Source organism: Candidatus Arsenophonus nilaparvatae (assembly GCF_045346035.1).
Taxonomy (GTDB): Bacteria; Pseudomonadota; Gammaproteobacteria; order Enterobacterales; family Enterobacteriaceae; genus Arsenophonus; species Arsenophonus nilaparvatae.
In genome coordinates this window covers 1,005,833-1,021,678 of the sequence record NZ_CP158507.1, presented here as the reverse complement: position 1 = coordinate 1,021,678, position 15,846 = coordinate 1,005,833, and the positions used below count along the sequence as shown (strand labels likewise).

Below are 15,846 nucleotides of genomic sequence, written 5' to 3'. Positions count from 1 at the left end.
TATGAATACATCAGCAGCTGAAACTTTATATACTCAGGTTGATATTGAAAGCCAGGTTTTAAATGCTTCACCTTATCAGCTAGTAAAAATTTTATTTGATGGCGCCTTGAGTGCCTTAAAACGAGCGGTAATTTATATTGAACAAAATAATATTCAGCAAAAAAGCCGTGCTATCTCAAAAGCGATTGCTATTATTAATGAGGGATTAAATAGTGGCGTTGATCTAGAGCATGGCGGTGAAATTGCTGAAAATATCTCGTTACTGTATGACTATATGATCCGCCAGTTGCTATATGCCAATCTTTATAATGATGTTGACAGAATTCAACAGGTAATTAAATTATTGACTGACTCGGCAGACACATGGGCACAACTTAACGATCCGGCAACACAATCTAATGAACAGTGAGCAACAGATCTTTTTGCCTGCTTACCATCATTTGCTGACGATTAGTCAGCAAATGTTAATGCTGGCACAACAAGCGCAGTGGGAGGAACTATTAATTGTAGAACCGGATTATCGCCAAGCGGTTGGCCAGGTGACGGCGTTAGGCGCCATTGCCGGATTGCCTGAGCCTTTACAGCATAAATTAACCAAAATGTTGCAAACAATATTGCGTGAAGAAAGTGAAATTCGGCAATTAATGCATAGCAGAGTGCATCAACTGACAACCTTTATTAGACAGACCGCTCAACAACAACAGCTGGAATGCTATTATAATCCAGTCGAACAATAAGTTTATGTGACTTAAATTATCAACTTTATTATTAAGCTAATCATCAATATCGCGCCAGTTTTATTCACTCAACAAGAATCAATTTTATCTGTATAAAACAAAAAAAGACCGCTATAAGCGGTCAAAACATAATACCAGGGTAGGTAAATGATACATATTTTACTGTGGGAAATAATAAATCGGCATGCTTTTGGATTGGCAGTTTAGCAAATAGTTAAGCCCAAATGCCCCTTGCTTACTCCAAAAATCTCCTTTGCTTGTTGCTATAATTTATTCTCCTGAATAATAGGTTCTTTTTATGGTTGATATTGGCTGATGATTTAAAATTTTATTACATTTTTGCGCTGTAATTATGCTTAGCAGGCAGTTTAAACCATCATAATTGTTTATTTTATTAATAATTATTTAATTTATTGTCTGTCATATTTTAATAAAGAAAATACGCAACACGATTTATAAGTTCAAACAGTTTTTTTTCCAGCAAAGATTAATATTAATATAATTATCTTTAAATTTAATCAGTTATCATAAACAACAACAACCAAATTTTTTATTTATAATTTTAGTTGATCATTATTAAAGACCAGCAAATAAATAACGCTAAAAAATGTTAATTGAAAATTCAACTTTACTTACGCTATTGGCAGAAATATTTGTCACCAGCTAGCAAGATGCCGATATTAAATACTGGTAACATTATCTTATAAACAACATGACTAATTTTTTACAAAAAAGATTGAAATATATAATTATCAACATAAAATAATTATACCAATTATCAACAACCTAAGTCGATATAAATACTTTGATTAAAATTTTTTGCCCGGTAGTGATTTTTTGTTTATTTTCAAGTGAATCAGTTTCTACTGATCTTTTTACCAATCACCGCTGTCAATTAAATCCAAACATTACACCAACACGGCCCGGTAATGTATGCTGCCCGGCTGCTAATCCAGATGAATACTACTGCTATTTTTCATCTAAACAATCGGTTCAAGATAAAAATAACCACTAATCGTTGATTAAAAGTAACGGCTGGTTAATATCAAATAAATTTTTCATTTTCTCTTTAGTCAACGCAAGCTTGACGATAAGTTTAGCATAAAGTAAAAAACTTAATTTTATACTGAATTGACAGTAATAAATATATTTAATATAGAAGGATATATTTTAAATATTATTAGCAAATAGAATTTGATATTTGCAGCTTGAAAATTTAATTACTAGTGATAATAGATTACAATCATTCGCTTTTATCAACCAGTAATTCCGTTGCTATTATTTATAATAGTATTTATTAGCACCATATAATAAAAAATAGCCACTGATTGGTGGCTTAGTATTAATAAATGCCCTTTAAACCGGCATATTCATGATTTCCTGATAGGCACCGACTAACTTATTTCTCACCTGAATACCAAACTGCAGGGATAAACTGGCCTTTTGCAGATCGACCATCACATCATTGAGCTCAACCCCGGGAGTTTCCAACGTTAATGCCTGGGCTTTCTGGCTGGCGTTGACCCGTGTCTGATTAATTTTAGCTACCGCATTTAATAAATGGCTGGCAAAACCAGTTTGTGGTGCCGCTGCCAGTTGGCTATTATTGATGCTAACCATTTCTGTTGTCATTTGCGCAATAACAGACTGAATAGCGGGAATTGACATAAAAACCTCAACCTATTTTTTCCAATAATTTTCTCTAAGTCGTGCCATCGTATTGATTTATCTTTTGGCACTAATCGGAAAACAACCCTATCACAAGCTAAATAAATCAAAACCAACAATTAGCGTCGAACTAAAAGTCTATTTCGGCCATTAAACCGAGGGCAAAAAACGATAATAGCAGGATGAAACTGGAAATACTTTATCAGTATGGGGAAGCCACTTTGTTACGCCACGTTATAAATCTTGATCAAGAACAAGAAGGCAAGGATTGTTTATGAATGCCATAAATACGAATGGAGCAAATCCGCTCAAGGGATTAAGTACCATTTTCGAAAAAATAAAATCTGATCCTAAAGTGCCGCTGATCGTTGCCGGTGCTTTGGCTATTACTTTTTTCATCGCTGCTATGTTTTGGTTACAGGGAACCGACTATCGACCGGTTTATACCAATCTTAGCGATAAAGATGGAGGAGAAATTGTTACTCAACTAAGCCAAATGAATATTCCTTATCAGCTGTCTGACGATGGTAGTATGGTTAAGGTGCCGGCTGATAAAGTGCATGAGGTGAGACTAAAGTTAGCACAGCAAGGGTTGCCCAAAGGCGGTAATGTCGGTTTTGAACTACTGGATCAAGAAAAATTTGGTTTGAGTCAATTTAATGAACAAATCAACTATCAACGAGCTTTGGAGGGCGAATTAGCCCGAACTATTGAATCACTCGGTATTGTACAACGCGCCCGGGTACATTTAGCTATCCCAAAACCGTCACTATTTGTTCGTGAGCAAAAAGATCCCACCGCGTCAGTCACCCTCAACTTACAAAACAGCCGTAAACTGGATGATGGTCAGGTTGCCGCTATTGTGCATATGATTTCCAGTAGTGTCAGTGGCTTATCTGGCAACAATGTCACCATCGTTGATCAATCAGGTAATCTATTAACTCAACCCGAGGGTATTAGCCGTGATCTTAATCTGACACAACTCAACTATGTTCAATCGATCGAAAATCGTTATAAGCAGCGTATTGAATCAATTATTACGCCACTGGTTGGCCGGGGTAACGTACAGGCGCAGGTTACTGCTCAAGTTAATTTTGCCCGTACCGAAGAAACCGCAGAAGAGTATAAACCTAATCAACCGCCTAATGAATCAGCCGTGCGTTCAAAACAGAGCAGTCGCAGTGAACAAAATGGCCAATCACTGATTGGTGGTGTACCTGGTGCGCTGTCTAACCAGCCAATACCTGAGCCAAAAGCACCGATTGACAGAGCTAATGATAAGAATAACCCTCGCCCGCTGAATAATAATCATAATAGTCGGGTTGATGAAACGACCAATTATGAAATCGATCGGCGCATTCGTCATACCCAACATCAAATAGGCTCGCTACAGCGACTGTCGGTGGCAATCATCGTTAATTATGCTGATAGCGACAGAAAAGAAAATGATGATAGTTTACCTCTGACAAATGAAAAATTGGCCCAAATAAAAACATTAGCCCAGGAAGCGATGGGGTTTTCTGAACAGCGTGGTGATAGCCTGTATGTGGTAAATGCACCATTTGAACCGCAGGATGCAGAACTAAAACCGCTTGAATTTTGGCAGCAACCTATTGTTATCGCCAATCTATTAGAAATTGGCCGTTATCTGTTGTTATCGTTTTTGGCGTGGCTATTTTGGCGTCTGATAATCCAACCTCAATTACGCAAAAAACGTGAAGCGGCGGAGAGCGCTAAAACGGCCGCTGATCTTGCCATAATAAGAGAGGCAAAACGCGCCGCTCAACAAAAAATTGAACATGACGAAGCCATGCGCCAGGAGCAGAAGCGTCAGCGTATCAACGCAGAAATGCAGACCAAACGGTTACGTGAAATGGTGCAAAAAAATCCCCGCGTAATGGCGATGGTTGTTCGTAATTGGATGAGTGAAGAACTATGAGTTTTAATGGAATTGAAAAAAGTGCAGTTATGTTAATGTCTGTAGGTGAAAAGCTGGCTGCTGAAATTTTTAAACATTTGAATAGCGGTGAAGTACAAAAATTAAGTGTCGCCATATCAAATTTAGGCCAAATTTCTAACCATCAATTGACAGATATATTGTCTGAATTCGAAGAAAATGCCACCCAATATGCGGCAATTAATGTTAATACCAAAGATTACCTGAATTCAGTATTAATCAAAGCACTGGGTGAAGAACATGCTAATAGTTTATTAGAAGATATTTTTGAGACCAAGGAAACCGTCACTGGTATCGATAAACTGAACTTTATGGCACCCGAAGTAGCAGCAGAGATGATCCGGGATGAACATCCGCAAATTATTGCCGCTACTTTAGTTCATTTAAAGCGCACCCAAGCTGCTGAAATTTTAGCGCTGCTGGATGAAGAATTACGTCATGATGTGGTATTGAGGATCGCAACCTTTGGTGGCATACAACCTTCCGCTTTAGCTGAGTTAACTGAAGTGCTTAATAGTTTACTCGATGAGCAAAATATTAAGCGAAGTAAAATGGGTGGTATCCGTACTGCAGCCGAAATCATCAATTTGATGAAAAGCCAGCAAGAAAAAATGGTTATTAGCGCCGTTAAAGAATATGACGATGAATTGGCGCAAAAAATCATCGCTGAAATGTTCTTGTTTGAGGATCTTATCGAAATGGACGATCGTTCGATGCAACGCCTGCTACAAGAGGTGGAAAACGATTCTCTGGTTATTGCATTAAAAAGTTGTTCACAGACTTTACGCGATCATTTCCTCAATAACATGTCACAACGTGCAGCTGAAATCATGCGTGATGATCTCGATTCACAGCTCCCTGTTCGCCTATCTCAAGTGGAAACAGAACAAAAAGCAATCCTGTCTATTGTTCGCCGCTTGTCTGAAAATGGTGAGATTGCGTTGAATGGTGGTGATGATCGTTATGTCTAAAAAATCTCAATCGCGATGGCAGCCCTGGCTGCCCGATGAAATTACCATTTGGGCAGATTTAAATCCTGCGATTAATCGCCTGCATGAAGAAGATGAAAATTCATCCGTTGAAGATAATGAAAAAGATGTTTTGAATAAAATCAACCAATTGGATGAATTAAAAGCGCAAGCTAAAGAAATCGGCTATCAGGAAGGGCTATCAGCAGGGCATCAAGCCGGCTTGGTGAAAGGCCAGCAAGAAGGTTATCAGATTGGCTATCAACAAGGTTTGACTGAAGGTCACCAGGCAGCGACTAATGAGGTCAAAAAAGAGATGGCCGCTATCACCCAACAATGGCAAGCACTACTAATTGAGTTTCGCCATTGTTTAGAAGGCTTAGACAGTATCATTGCGTCACGCTTAATGCAGATTGCCCTGCAGGCTGCCGGTCAACTATTAGGACAGCCGGCGGTTTGTGACGGTAGCGCGTTATTGAACCAAATTAGTCATTTTCTGCAACAAGATCCGCTATTGTCAGGCACTCGTCAACTGCACGTTAACCCTGCTGATCTGGCACTGATTGAATCACAACTAGGTGATAGCCTAACCACCAATGGCTGGCGTTTGATGCCAACGCCAGAATTACATCGATATGGTTGTAAAATTAGCACGGAAAACAGTGAGCTAGATGCCAGCATAGAAACCCGCTGGCTTGAGCTTTGTCAGTTAATTATGCCGGAGAAATGCGCATGACGGCAAAACTTGCCCGCTGCTTAAGCCGAATAGATAGCTTTGAAAAGCAGATCAGCCAACTACAATCAGTGCGTCACTATGGCAAATTAACCCGCGTAACGGGTTTAGTATTAGAAGCAACCGGTCTGCAAATGCCGTTAGGCGCCAATTGTTTAATAAAACGGCAACAACGACAAGCTAGTGACGAAATTAGCTGTGAAGTGGTAGGTTTTAATGGCGACAAAATGCTGTTGATGCCTTACCAGGATCTAGAAGGGATTGTGCCTGGCGCTCAGGTTTATCAGCTATCGGCGTCAGATAAGCAGCAAAATAGTGGTCAACAATTTCCCCTTGGCCCTGCTCTACTAGGTCGTGTGCTAGATGGTTTTGGTCAGCCATTAGATGGTAAGCCCTTGCCTACCATAGATACTTTCTCTTCTCTGGTTACCCCTCCTATTAATCCACTACAACGCGAACCGATTAATCACCCGCTTGATGTGGGAGTAAGAGCGATTAACAGTTTGTTGACGGTTGGTCGCGGCCAACGAATGGGACTATTTGCTGGTTCAGGGGTAGGAAAAAGTATTTTATTAGGCATGATGGCGCGTTATACCCAGGCTGACGTGATCGTTGTTGGCCTGATTGGTGAACGGGGCCGGGAAGTAAAAGACTTTATCGAAAATATTCTTGGTTCTGAAGGTTTACAACGCTCAGTGGTTATCGCTACGCCGGCGGATGTCTCTCCCCTACTACGCTTACAGGGCGCCACTTACGCCACCCGGATCGCGGAAGACTTTCGTGATCGTGGTTTGCAGGTATTACTGATTATGGATTCGCTCACCCGTTATGCTATGGCACAACGTGAAATTGCACTAGCGATCGGTGAACCTCTTGCAACTAAAGGTTACCCGCCTTCAGTATTTGCCAAATTACCTTCGCTAATAGAGCGGGCCGGTAATGGTACTGAAGGTAGCGGCAGCATTACCGCTTTCTATACCGTGCTAACCGAAGGTGATGATCAACAAGATCCGATCGCTGATTCAGCGCGGGCTATTCTTGATGGGCATATAGTACTGTCACGTAGCCTGGCAGAAGCGGGGCATTATCCAGCTATTGATATTGAAGCCTCAATTAGTCGAGCGATGAATAATCTTGTTACTAAAAGCCATTTTTACCAGGCGCAACAGTTCAAACAGCTATTATCCCGTTATCAACGTAATCAAGATCTGATTAATGTTGGCGCTTATGCCGCGGGTAGTGATCCAATCCTGGATCAAGCCATTCAGCTTTATCCCCATTTGCAGCAATTTTTACGCCAGGATTGCGATGAATACTGTTCAAAGGAGACTTCCCACCAACAGCTTTGTCAGTTATTTCCTGCGACTAGTTTTGAAAATCCTAGTGAGGAACCATGAAGCAAACAAACTCCTTCGCACTATTACATAATTTAAGCCGTAACGACAGCCACCAGGCGGCGCTACAGTTATCGCATATTCAGCGGCAACGTCAACAAATGCAACAACAGCTAATACAATTGCTACAGTATCAAGATGAATATCGCCAACAGCTTAATACCATTCTTCACCATGGAACTTCTTCCGCAATATTACAAAATTATCAGCAGTTTTTACTGACGCTTGAACAAGCGATCACGCAACATCAACAACAGGTAGTTAGCTGGCAGCAGCGTGAAACGATCGCCAAAAAAAATTGGCAGGGAAAACAGCAAAAAACTAACACCTTCAATAAGCTACAACAACGTAGTGAACGTTTACAGAAAAAACAGGCTGATTTTATTGAACAAAAACAAATGGATGAAATAGCACAACGTGCCGTTTTAAGGACATCATAATGATAGATACATCGGTAACATTTAGCGCTGGCGCGCACTCATCTAAGCAACAGTTATCATCACCAACAGAACATGCTGCCAATTTTGCTGACATGCTAGCTAACTATTCATCACCAGCAAAAGAGAAAAACTCACCAGACAGCGCTAACTCAGATCTGGCCCAACAAGAAAATGAATTATCGGCTATCAATGGCTTTTTGGCGGATGAAGTCACTGCACAAATCAACGACAGCGCCGACTTATCCCTTGAGCAAGAATTTATACTGTTAGCTGATAATCAACTTATTGATCAACTTCCTATTTCGCTGGCAACCATAGCCTCGCAGCTAAAGCAGGAAAATAGTCCCGCCGGTTTATCAGAAGAATTACCCGAGCAGACTAATAGCCAAACATTAACTGATGATATTGAGCAGCGGGATAAAAACCTTAGTTTAAAACATCTTACTCTGCTATCAACCACAAATAATCCCTCAATTGACTTTCCTCTGTCCAATATATCATCGCCGTTTGTTAAACCAGACGCCGCCCAATCTCAGTCACAATTGACTAAACAGGATATAGCGCCATTGCAGTCATTACTGGCAAAACAAGGCGTCTCGCCATCTGAAGCATTATTACCACCAATTCAGGCTAATATCGCTGCCACAAGCCAGACTCAGGCAATAGAAAACCCAGCACTAGCTACTGGATCGATAACCAATAATACTACGATATCATTAACATCCTTAATGCCAAACTCAACAACATTAAGTCACTCAATTTCACCTACCATCAATTCTATTGCCTTGGCTACCCCGATTGATCATCCTGAATGGGGACAAAAATTTAGTGAGCAGATCTTATTTCTCAGTCGTCATGGTTCACAACAAGCGGAGCTACGGCTTTATCCCGAAGAATTAGGCAACCTACAGATCCAACTTAAAGTTTTCGATGATAAAGCTCAACTCTCTATTGTTGCGGCTAACCAACAAGTCCGTCAGGTTATTGAAACAAATCTGCCTCAGTTACGTCATGCATTATCAGAACAAGGCATAGAACTGGGTCAAACACATGTTGGTGATCAGCATAATAAGCAACATAGTGATGAAAATAGTCAACCGTTCACATCACCATCATCAATCGCTGATGATCGACAGCAACAGACAAAAGATGATGCATTAGTCAGATCCCAACCAATTATGCAGACCGCCATAACAACCGGTATTGATATATTTGCTTAAATTTATCAGCCATCTTTATTATTTTGATAGGGGAAAATTTCCCCTACTATTTTCAACATTTATCAATGGCAAAATAACCTCCCATTTTTATTGTTTTATTCCTCCGTCAAAATATTCATTGAGCAGGATAATTATATCGAAATGCAGAAACAGGGATAACACGTTAATTGATAATAGTTTCATTATCCCAAGTAAAATCAAAAGGAATTACCTGTCTATGTCCAGGTCTCAACGTCAAGGAAAACGCATAAGTCGGATCATGCTAACCATTATCGCGTTACTCTTAATATTAAGTTGTTTTATTGCTGGCTACTGTTGGTGGCTATACCAAATAAAAAAACAGGATGAATATCAACCAGAAAAAAGAACCCTGGTGATCCCGGTATTTATGTCCCTAGGGGCGTTTACGGTTAATCTGATTGATAATGATAAACGCGATCGCGTGTTGTATGTGGAAATTACTTTACGCCTTACCGATGAAGAGACACGTAAGCGCCTACATGATTTTATGCCTGAAGTACGCAGTCGAATATTACTGTTGTTATCCCGCCAAAAAGCCACTGAGTTAGTCACAGAAGCCGGCAAGATCCACCTGATGTCTGAAATTAAACAGGCATTAAGACCGACTTTTGAATCTGAATTAGAAGAGTCTGAGCAAATTATTACCGATGTATTATTCACAACATTTATTTTACGATAAATCCCATGAGCGAGAATTTTCTTTCACAAACAGAGGGTGATGCCCTGTTAAATGATGCTCCAGCTGGTAATCCTATTGTCAGTAAAGCGAAAAAAACATCTAAAAAAACATCTAAAGCTAAAATGGATATCCAACCTTACAATCCGAATACCCAAAGACGTACTGTTCGCGAGCGGCTGCAATCGCTGGAAATGATCAACGAGCATTTTGCCCGCCAATTTCGGATGAAATTATTTAATCTTATGCGGTATAGCCCGGATATTACAGTCGGTTCAATAAAAATTGAGCCTTTCTGTGATTTTGCCGACAATCTGCCTGCGATGAGTAACTTTAACCTGATCCAACTGAAGCCACTGAACGGAACCGCCCTTTTCACTTTTGAAACTAATTTAGTTTCTATTGCGGTTGATAATCTGTTTGGTGGAGATGGCCGATTTACCACCGCTATTGATGAGCGGGAATTTACCCATACTGAACAGCGCATTATTGATAAAATGGTAGAGTTAGCACTCGATGCCTATAGTGATGCATGGCAAATTGTTCACAAAATCCAGGCAATCTATATTCGTTCTGAATCACAGGCAAAATTTACTAATATTACCTCTTCACCTAATGATATCGTCATTACTACTCCATTTTTAATGGAGATTAACAATATGATCGGTGAATTTAATATTTGCATTCCTTTTTCTATGATCGAACCTCTTTATGAACAATTAACCAACCCGCCAGTTGAAAAGATGAAACAAGATGGCGGCGTCTGGATGAACGGTTGGGTTAAACAGGTTAAATATTCTGAATTAGAGTTAATTGCTAATTTAGTTGAACATCCAACGCGGCTGTCTAATATCCTCAAACTGCAAGAAGGGGATGTGATCCCTATTGAAAAACCTGAACGTCTTATGGTCCATGTCGATGGTGTGCCCGTGCTAACCAGTAAATATGGAACATTGAATGGGCAATATGCTCTTCGTGTCGAACATCTTATTAATCCAGTTTTAAACGCTCAGGAAGAGGAGCAAAACCATGAGTGACACCAACGATTTTACTGAAAATCAAGCTAACACTTCTGCTGAAGATATCTGGATAGAAACCATTGCTCAGCAATCTAAACCGCCGAAACCAAGCGATAGTGGGCCGGCTATCTTTGATAATTTGGAAATGCAAAATCTTGAAAATCAATTTTCAGATATCAACATGATTATGGATATCCCGGTAAAACTCACTGTTGAGTTAGGACGTACCAAAATGACTATCAAAAAACTATTAACCCTGACGCAAGGTTCGGTTGTTTCACTCGATGGTTTGGCTGGTGAAGCGTTAGATATTCTGATCAATGGCTATTTGATCGCACAAGGTGAAGTGGTAGTGGTCTCAGAAAAATATGGTATTCGTATTACTGATATTATTACTCCATCAGAACGCATGCGTAGGTTGAGTCGATAAATTATGCCAGCCTATTCGTCTTTTTTCATATCTGGCGCGGCTGATAGCGTGGCCCCTTTATTAAAAGGGGGCGCTACGCCCAATAGTCCAATGCTTTCAGGCAGTAGCATGTTAACTGAAATGAGCAGTTCCTTATTACTAATTATTGGCTGTTTATTGATTACGTTATGGCTAGTGCGCCGTTTTTTACCTAAGCGTTATCTACCCACTGGCACAAACGCCATCAAGGTAATAGATAACTATTCATTAGGTAGTAAAACCAAAATTACTATTATTGAAGTTGATCAACAAGCGCTGGTGCTCGGTGTTACCGAAGAAAACATTAGCTTGCTACATAAAATGCCGGCCAAAACAGAACTAAGCGAACAAGCTGAGGAAAAATCTGCTCCACCTTCTTTTGGCCAATTAATAAAAACATGCTTAGTAAAAAGTAGAAACAGTGATGCGTAAACGGCTATTTTTATTATTAGGCACGCTACTTTGGCTGCCATTCGATACCTACTCTGCTATACCCACCATCGTTAGCCAGCCATTAGCCAATGGCGGCCAGAGCTGGTCATTGCCAGTGCAGACGCTTATTTTTATCACCGCGCTCGGTTTTATTCCTGCGCTGCTGCTGATGACCACTAGTTTTACTCGCATCATCATCGTCCTCGGCTTATTACGTAATGCATTAGGCACCCCGACCGCACCACCTAATCAAATTTTATTAGGCCTGGCGCTATTTATGACTTTTTTTGTCATGTCACCCGTATTTGATAAAATTTATCAAAATGCTTATTTACCCTTTAGTGAAGAGAAAATTACCATTGAAGTGGCTTTATCTGAAGGCGCTAAACCCTTACGTCAATTTATGTTACAACAAACCCGACAACCTGATTTAGCACTATTTTCCCGCTTAGCCAATGATAAAGAGTATCAAACACAAGCTGATGTTCCGCTGCGTATTTTAGTGCCGGCATTTATTACCAGCGAACTAAAAACAGCTTTTCAAATCGGTTTTATGATATTTATTCCTTTCCTGATTATCGATCTGGTGGTTGCCAGCGTATTAATGGCGTTGGGTATGATGATGGTTCCGCCTGCCACTGTTGCGATGCCATTCAAATTAATGTTGTTTGTTTTGGTTGATGGCTGGCAATTAATTTTAGGCTCATTAGCGCAAAGCTTTTTTAATTAGGAGTAAAAATGACACCGGAAACAGTGATGGAGCTTGGTATTGATGGGATGAAAGTTGCTATTGCATTAGCAGCACCACTGTTGCTGGCGGCGTTGATCAGTGGTTTAATTATTAGTTTATTGCAAGCAGCCACCCAAATTAATGAGATGACCCTGTCTTTCATTCCTAAAATTATTGCTGTTTTTGTTACCGCGATAGTAGCCGGCCCATGGATGTTAGAACTATTTATCGAGTATACCCGTCAGTTAATCACTCAACTGCCGCAATTTATTGGTTAATGATGATCACTTTTACCACCGATTTTTTTTATACTTATGTTAACCAACTATTTTGGCCATTTGTGCGAATATTAGCCCTATTTAGTATTGCACCTTTTTTTGCTGAAAAACAAATTCCTAAAAAAAGCAAAATTGCCCTCGCCTTGATGATCACGATTTTAATCTCAACGTCATTGCCTTTACCGCAAATTCCGCTCTTTTCTGCCATGGGTTGTTGGATATTAATACTACAAGTTTTAATCGGTTTATTAATGGGACTGACGATGCAAATTGCCTTTGCCATCGTTCGTTATGCAGGGGAAATATTAGGCATGCAAATGGGGCTCTCGTTTGCATTATTTGTTGATCCCTCAGCCGGCCCCAATATGCCAATTATAGCGCGTTTTGTGAATCTATTATTACTACTCTTGTTTCTCTCTTTCGATATTCATCTTTGGCTGTTGTCACTGTTAGCAGATAGTTTTCAAACTATTCCGCTGCTATCATCATTAAATAGCAACAGTTTTATATTAGTTGCCCAATCAGCCGGAATTATTTTTTATTATGGCTTATTATTGGCTTTACCTATTTTAACCTTATTATTAATTATTAATATCAGTTTGGCGATTTTAAATCGAATGACCCCCCAGCTTTCTATTTTTGTTGTCGGTTTCCCTCTGACACTTTTAATTGGTATTTATCTATTACCGCTGTTAACAACCATAGTGACCAAATATGCCGAGAAAATATTTAATGATATTCTCGGTCAATTAACACTGATATTGCTTACATTAGCTGGGAAATAATAGTTTTAAAATCGCTTTCTCCGATAACGTTAATTCTTTATTTAATACTAGATCGCTAAATCCGTTTAATTCTATGCCATAACCGGTATAAATTTAGCTTATTTTTAAATTAATAAAGCCACTTTGCCCGATAAGCAATAGAGTTTATTTAGGTATCGCTATCCACTCAGCAACAATATCCTGATACACACCGGTCTTTTTATTTAGATGTAACCATTGATCTACATATAGTTTCCAACTCATATCGTCACGTGGCAGCATATAAGCTTTCTCAATGTATTGCAGAGGTCTTTTCGGATTAAGCGCGCACAATTTTGGATACTGCTTTTGTTGATAAAGCGCTTCTGATGCATCGGTAACCATAACATCAAATTTTTTATCAATAATTTGCTGGAATATTGCTGCATTATCATGAGTCAGCTGTAACTGTGCTTTCGGTAAATAACGGTGCACAAAAGCTTCGTTAGTACCACCAAACGGGGCAATCAAACGAACTGTTGGTTTATTGAGTTGCTCAATAGTTTGGTATTTTGCTTTATCATCACACCGTACTAATGGGATTTTACCATCAACCGCGATTGGGGCAGATAACCAAGCCGTCTGTTGGCGCTTTAAGGTGACAGAAATACCACCAACCGCAATATCACACTGTTTACTGCGAAAATCTTCCATTAAAGTTTTCCAGGTGGTTTTTTGCCATTTAACTGTCGCTCCCAGACTGGTGGCCAGATTTTCCATCAGGGCCACATCAATCCCTTCATATTTACCATCCTGCAGTAAATAAGTATAAGGCCTATAATCACCCGTTGCGCAAACCGTTAATGTTTTCGTTTTCATCACTCGGTCAAGATGAGACTGCGCCTGTGCTGCTGCGCTCAAGAAAACCAGGCTGACTACTGTCAATTTCTTCATCATGCTTGTTCCTTCCTTTATCTCAGGAAATTGTTTATCGCAGAAAAATCGAGCTAAACAAAATTACCCTCAATTATGAAAATGAAAAATAGTAAAATTTATTCAATATTACTATTTTTTCAACACTATGAAACTGTTATTTTTTGATATTACGTTATAATTTTTGACGTTATATTATATATAGTAACTTGATAGTTAATTTAATAGCTATCCATCGAATTCTATTATCCTACAATAATATTGGCTTAATATTTAATATAAAGAATTAACTATTATTGAATAATAAAAATAATTTTCCAGCTATTAATTAAAATAAGTAAGATAGAAATAAAAATAGCGTAGATGAAAAAAAAATAAAAAACCAGGAGAAAATGGCTCCTGGTAAAATTTTATTTAATTATCGGCTGATTTTTTGTTGTTTACTTTATAATCTAAAAAAGTATTAACAAAATCACTCAACGCAAAATTTTAAATAGCGATAAATCTTTCATTTGACCATATATGCTATAAGAAGCCTGCATCACTTCTTCTAACTGCTTAAATTCAGTTATTTCTTCCAGCAAATTGGTATCCATTAATTGGCTTTGCCGCTCTTTTAATAATACTGAAGTCTCTTCATGACGACTACTTAAATTTTCAACCTCTTTTAGTTGTAAACCAAGCTGGCTAGTAATAGTAGAGAGGGCTTTGGTGGTATCTTGTAAACCTCCAGTAGCCGTATTTATCGCAGCGGCCATAACAGCTTGCTCCTGAGGAGTGGCTGATTGATAAGGTGCTTTTAAAGTAGTAATTACCGAATCTAAAGATTGAAAAATATTTGACCCAGTTGCCGGCAGCAAAACTTGTTCGGCAGTAAAGTACACCGTTACTTCACGATCAGCATCAATATGTTGCTTAACTGCATCGGCGCCACCTTGATAACTAACCGTACCACTGTTATTCATCTCTAACGGTGCAGTATCGGTTTTATAACCAGCAAACATATAATTGCCCGAACCATCTTTATTATTGGCTAAAACAAACAATTGAGATTTTAAATCTTCAATTTTAGTGGCATAAGCCAGGCGTTCTTTATCATTCAGAATCGACTGATTAGAAACTGCCACCAAGGTTTCCTTGATGTTACGAGTCACATCCTCCATTTTGTCTACAACTTGCAATTGTGATTGCATCTGATGTTGAGCAATATTATTCACTCTTTGATATTGAGCTAAACGGACTTGTGTCTGCTTAATCTGTAGGTTTTCTGCCGCTGCTGCCGGATCATCGGCTGATTGTAACAGCCGTTCTTTGGTGGTTATACGCTGATATTTATCTGCTAATTCTGACTGGGAGCGCATCATACTACTCATCTTTTGATAATGCATCAATTGATTACTTAAACGTGTTACCATCACTTTTTCCTTTTAAATTAATTACATTATCAAC

18 protein-coding genes are annotated in these 15,846 nt (G+C 39.2%); 15 read left to right on the top strand and 3 right to left on the bottom strand.

Annotated features, from left to right (window positions below; genetic code table 11):
• Window position 1: 1 nt before the first annotated feature.
• On the top strand, window positions 2-409 hold the full coding sequence (gene fliS, locus WH390_RS04975; RefSeq protein ID WP_032115327.1) for a flagellar export chaperone FliS: 408 nt from the start codon (window positions 2-4) through the stop codon (window positions 407-409).
• On the top strand, window positions 399-737 hold the full coding sequence (gene fliT, locus WH390_RS04970) for a flagellar protein FliT (RefSeq protein ID WP_032115326.1): 339 nt from the start codon (window positions 399-401) through the stop codon (window positions 735-737). The genes fliS and fliT overlap by 11 nt, the downstream gene beginning before the upstream one ends.
• Window positions 738-2,093: 1,356 nt before the next feature.
• Here fliT and fliE read toward each other — a convergent pair.
• Window positions 2,094-2,405 (bottom strand): flagellar hook-basal body complex protein FliE, encoded by a 312-nt coding sequence (fliE, locus tag WH390_RS04965; RefSeq protein WP_032115325.1) that lies wholly within the window; start codon window positions 2,403-2,405, stop codon window positions 2,094-2,096.
• 274 nt (window positions 2,406-2,679) lie between these two features.
• Between fliE and fliF the strand changes: the two genes are divergently transcribed.
• The 13 genes from fliF to fliR all read left to right on the top strand — a co-directional run bounded on the left by fliF (window position 2,680) and on the right by fliR (window position 13,506).
• Window positions 2,680-4,344: a flagellar basal-body MS-ring/collar protein FliF gene (fliF, locus tag WH390_RS04960; protein WP_032115324.1), complete on the top strand. Its 1,665-nt coding sequence runs from the start codon at window positions 2,680-2,682 to the stop codon at window positions 4,342-4,344.
• Window positions 4,341-5,333, top strand: a complete 993-nt coding sequence (gene fliG / locus WH390_RS04955; protein ID WP_032115323.1) for a flagellar motor switch protein FliG — start codon at window positions 4,341-4,343, stop codon at window positions 5,331-5,333. Before fliF ends, fliG begins: the two co-directional genes overlap by 4 nt.
• A complete protein-coding gene (gene fliH / locus WH390_RS04950; protein WP_032115322.1) occupies window positions 5,326-6,066 on the top strand; it encodes a flagellar assembly protein FliH in 741 nt (246 codons plus the stop codon). Before fliG ends, fliH begins: the two co-directional genes overlap by 8 nt.
• Window positions 6,063-7,460, top strand: a complete 1,398-nt coding sequence (gene fliI / locus WH390_RS04945; RefSeq protein ID WP_032115321.1) for a flagellar protein export ATPase FliI — start codon at window positions 6,063-6,065, stop codon at window positions 7,458-7,460. Before fliH ends, fliI begins: the two co-directional genes overlap by 4 nt.
• On the top strand, window positions 7,457-7,897 hold the full coding sequence (fliJ, locus tag WH390_RS04940) for a flagellar export protein FliJ (RefSeq protein ID WP_032115320.1): 441 nt from the start codon (window positions 7,457-7,459) through the stop codon (window positions 7,895-7,897). Before fliI ends, fliJ begins: the two co-directional genes overlap by 4 nt.
• Entirely contained in the window at window positions 7,897-9,117 is a 1,221-nt protein-coding gene (locus WH390_RS04935; protein WP_032115319.1) for a flagellar hook-length control protein FliK, read from the top strand. Before fliJ ends, WH390_RS04935 begins: the two co-directional genes overlap by 1 nt.
• Window positions 9,118-9,334: 217 nt before the next feature.
• Window positions 9,335-9,817 carry a flagellar basal body-associated protein FliL gene (gene fliL, locus WH390_RS04930; RefSeq protein ID WP_032115318.1) on the top strand — a complete coding sequence of 161 codons (483 nt, stop codon included), beginning with the start codon at window positions 9,335-9,337 and terminating at the stop codon, window positions 9,815-9,817.
• Window positions 9,818-9,822: 5 nt separating this feature from the next.
• Window positions 9,823-10,851 carry a flagellar motor switch protein FliM gene (gene fliM, locus WH390_RS04925; protein WP_032115317.1) on the top strand — a complete coding sequence of 343 codons (1,029 nt, stop codon included), beginning with the start codon at window positions 9,823-9,825 and terminating at the stop codon, window positions 10,849-10,851.
• The gene (gene fliN / locus WH390_RS04920) at window positions 10,844-11,263 is read left to right on the top strand and encodes a flagellar motor switch protein FliN (protein ID WP_032115316.1); all 420 of its coding nucleotides are present in this window, start codon (window positions 10,844-10,846) and stop codon (window positions 11,261-11,263) included. Before fliM ends, fliN begins: the two co-directional genes overlap by 8 nt.
• 3 nt (window positions 11,264-11,266) lie before the next feature.
• Window positions 11,267-11,713 carry a flagellar biosynthetic protein FliO gene (gene fliO / locus WH390_RS04915; protein ID WP_052044869.1) on the top strand — a complete coding sequence of 149 codons (447 nt, stop codon included), beginning with the start codon at window positions 11,267-11,269 and terminating at the stop codon, window positions 11,711-11,713.
• Entirely contained in the window at window positions 11,706-12,443 is a 738-nt protein-coding gene (fliP, locus tag WH390_RS04910) for a flagellar type III secretion system pore protein FliP (protein WP_406850697.1), read from the top strand. Before fliO ends, fliP begins: the two co-directional genes overlap by 8 nt.
• 8 nt (window positions 12,444-12,451) lie before the next feature.
• On the top strand, window positions 12,452-12,721 hold the full coding sequence (gene fliQ / locus WH390_RS04905) for a flagellar biosynthesis protein FliQ (protein ID WP_032115314.1): 270 nt from the start codon (window positions 12,452-12,454) through the stop codon (window positions 12,719-12,721).
• A 2-nt stretch (window positions 12,722-12,723) separates the two neighbouring features.
• On the top strand, window positions 12,724-13,506 hold the full coding sequence (gene fliR / locus WH390_RS04900; protein WP_032115313.1) for a flagellar biosynthetic protein FliR: 783 nt from the start codon (window positions 12,724-12,726) through the stop codon (window positions 13,504-13,506).
• A gap of 144 nt (window positions 13,507-13,650) precedes the next feature.
• Here fliR and WH390_RS04895 read toward each other — a convergent pair whose 3' ends face one another.
• Window positions 13,651-14,421: a transporter substrate-binding domain-containing protein gene (locus tag WH390_RS04895; protein ID WP_052044868.1), complete on the bottom strand. Its 771-nt coding sequence runs from the start codon at window positions 14,419-14,421 to the stop codon at window positions 13,651-13,653.
• A gap of 452 nt (window positions 14,422-14,873) precedes the next feature.
• Complete coding sequence (gene flgL, locus WH390_RS04890; protein WP_032115311.1) at window positions 14,874-15,812, bottom strand: flagellar hook-associated protein FlgL; 939 nt, start codon at window positions 15,810-15,812, stop codon at window positions 14,874-14,876.
• Between the last annotated feature and the right edge of the window lie 34 nt (window positions 15,813-15,846).

What these genes read in the sequence shown, in the direction of transcription:
- fliS (WP_032115327.1), top strand. Translation starts at nt 2, where the DNA reads ATGAATACATCAGCAGCTGAAACTTTATATACTCAGGTTGATATTGAA.
- fliT (WP_032115326.1), top strand. Translation starts at nt 399, where the DNA reads ATGAACAGTGAGCAACAGATCTTTTTGCCTGCTTACCATCATTTGCTG.
- fliE (WP_032115325.1), bottom strand. Translation starts at nt 2,405, where the DNA reads ATGTCAATTCCCGCTATTCAGTCTGTTATTGCGCAAATGACAACAGAA.
- fliF (WP_032115324.1), top strand. Translation starts at nt 2,680, where the DNA reads ATGAATGCCATAAATACGAATGGAGCAAATCCGCTCAAGGGATTAAGT.
- fliG (WP_032115323.1), top strand. Translation starts at nt 4,341, where the DNA reads ATGAGTTTTAATGGAATTGAAAAAAGTGCAGTTATGTTAATGTCTGTA.
- fliH (WP_032115322.1), top strand. Translation starts at nt 5,326, where the DNA reads ATGTCTAAAAAATCTCAATCGCGATGGCAGCCCTGGCTGCCCGATGAA.
- fliI (WP_032115321.1), top strand. Translation starts at nt 6,063, where the DNA reads ATGACGGCAAAACTTGCCCGCTGCTTAAGCCGAATAGATAGCTTTGAA.
- fliJ (WP_032115320.1), top strand. Translation starts at nt 7,457, where the DNA reads ATGAAGCAAACAAACTCCTTCGCACTATTACATAATTTAAGCCGTAAC.
- WH390_RS04935 (WP_032115319.1), top strand. Translation starts at nt 7,897, where the DNA reads ATGATAGATACATCGGTAACATTTAGCGCTGGCGCGCACTCATCTAAG.
- fliL (WP_032115318.1), top strand. Translation starts at nt 9,335, where the DNA reads ATGTCCAGGTCTCAACGTCAAGGAAAACGCATAAGTCGGATCATGCTA.
- fliM (WP_032115317.1), top strand. Translation starts at nt 9,823, where the DNA reads ATGAGCGAGAATTTTCTTTCACAAACAGAGGGTGATGCCCTGTTAAAT.
- fliN (WP_032115316.1), top strand. Translation starts at nt 10,844, where the DNA reads ATGAGTGACACCAACGATTTTACTGAAAATCAAGCTAACACTTCTGCT.
- fliO (WP_052044869.1), top strand. Translation starts at nt 11,267, where the DNA reads ATGCCAGCCTATTCGTCTTTTTTCATATCTGGCGCGGCTGATAGCGTG.
- fliP (WP_406850697.1), top strand. Translation starts at nt 11,706, where the DNA reads ATGCGTAAACGGCTATTTTTATTATTAGGCACGCTACTTTGGCTGCCA.
- fliQ (WP_032115314.1), top strand. Translation starts at nt 12,452, where the DNA reads ATGACACCGGAAACAGTGATGGAGCTTGGTATTGATGGGATGAAAGTT.
- fliR (WP_032115313.1), top strand. Translation starts at nt 12,724, where the DNA reads ATGATCACTTTTACCACCGATTTTTTTTATACTTATGTTAACCAACTA.
- WH390_RS04895 (WP_052044868.1), bottom strand. Translation starts at nt 14,421, where the DNA reads ATGATGAAGAAATTGACAGTAGTCAGCCTGGTTTTCTTGAGCGCAGCA.
- flgL (WP_032115311.1), bottom strand. Translation starts at nt 15,812, where the DNA reads ATGGTAACACGTTTAAGTAATCAATTGATGCATTATCAAAAGATGAGT.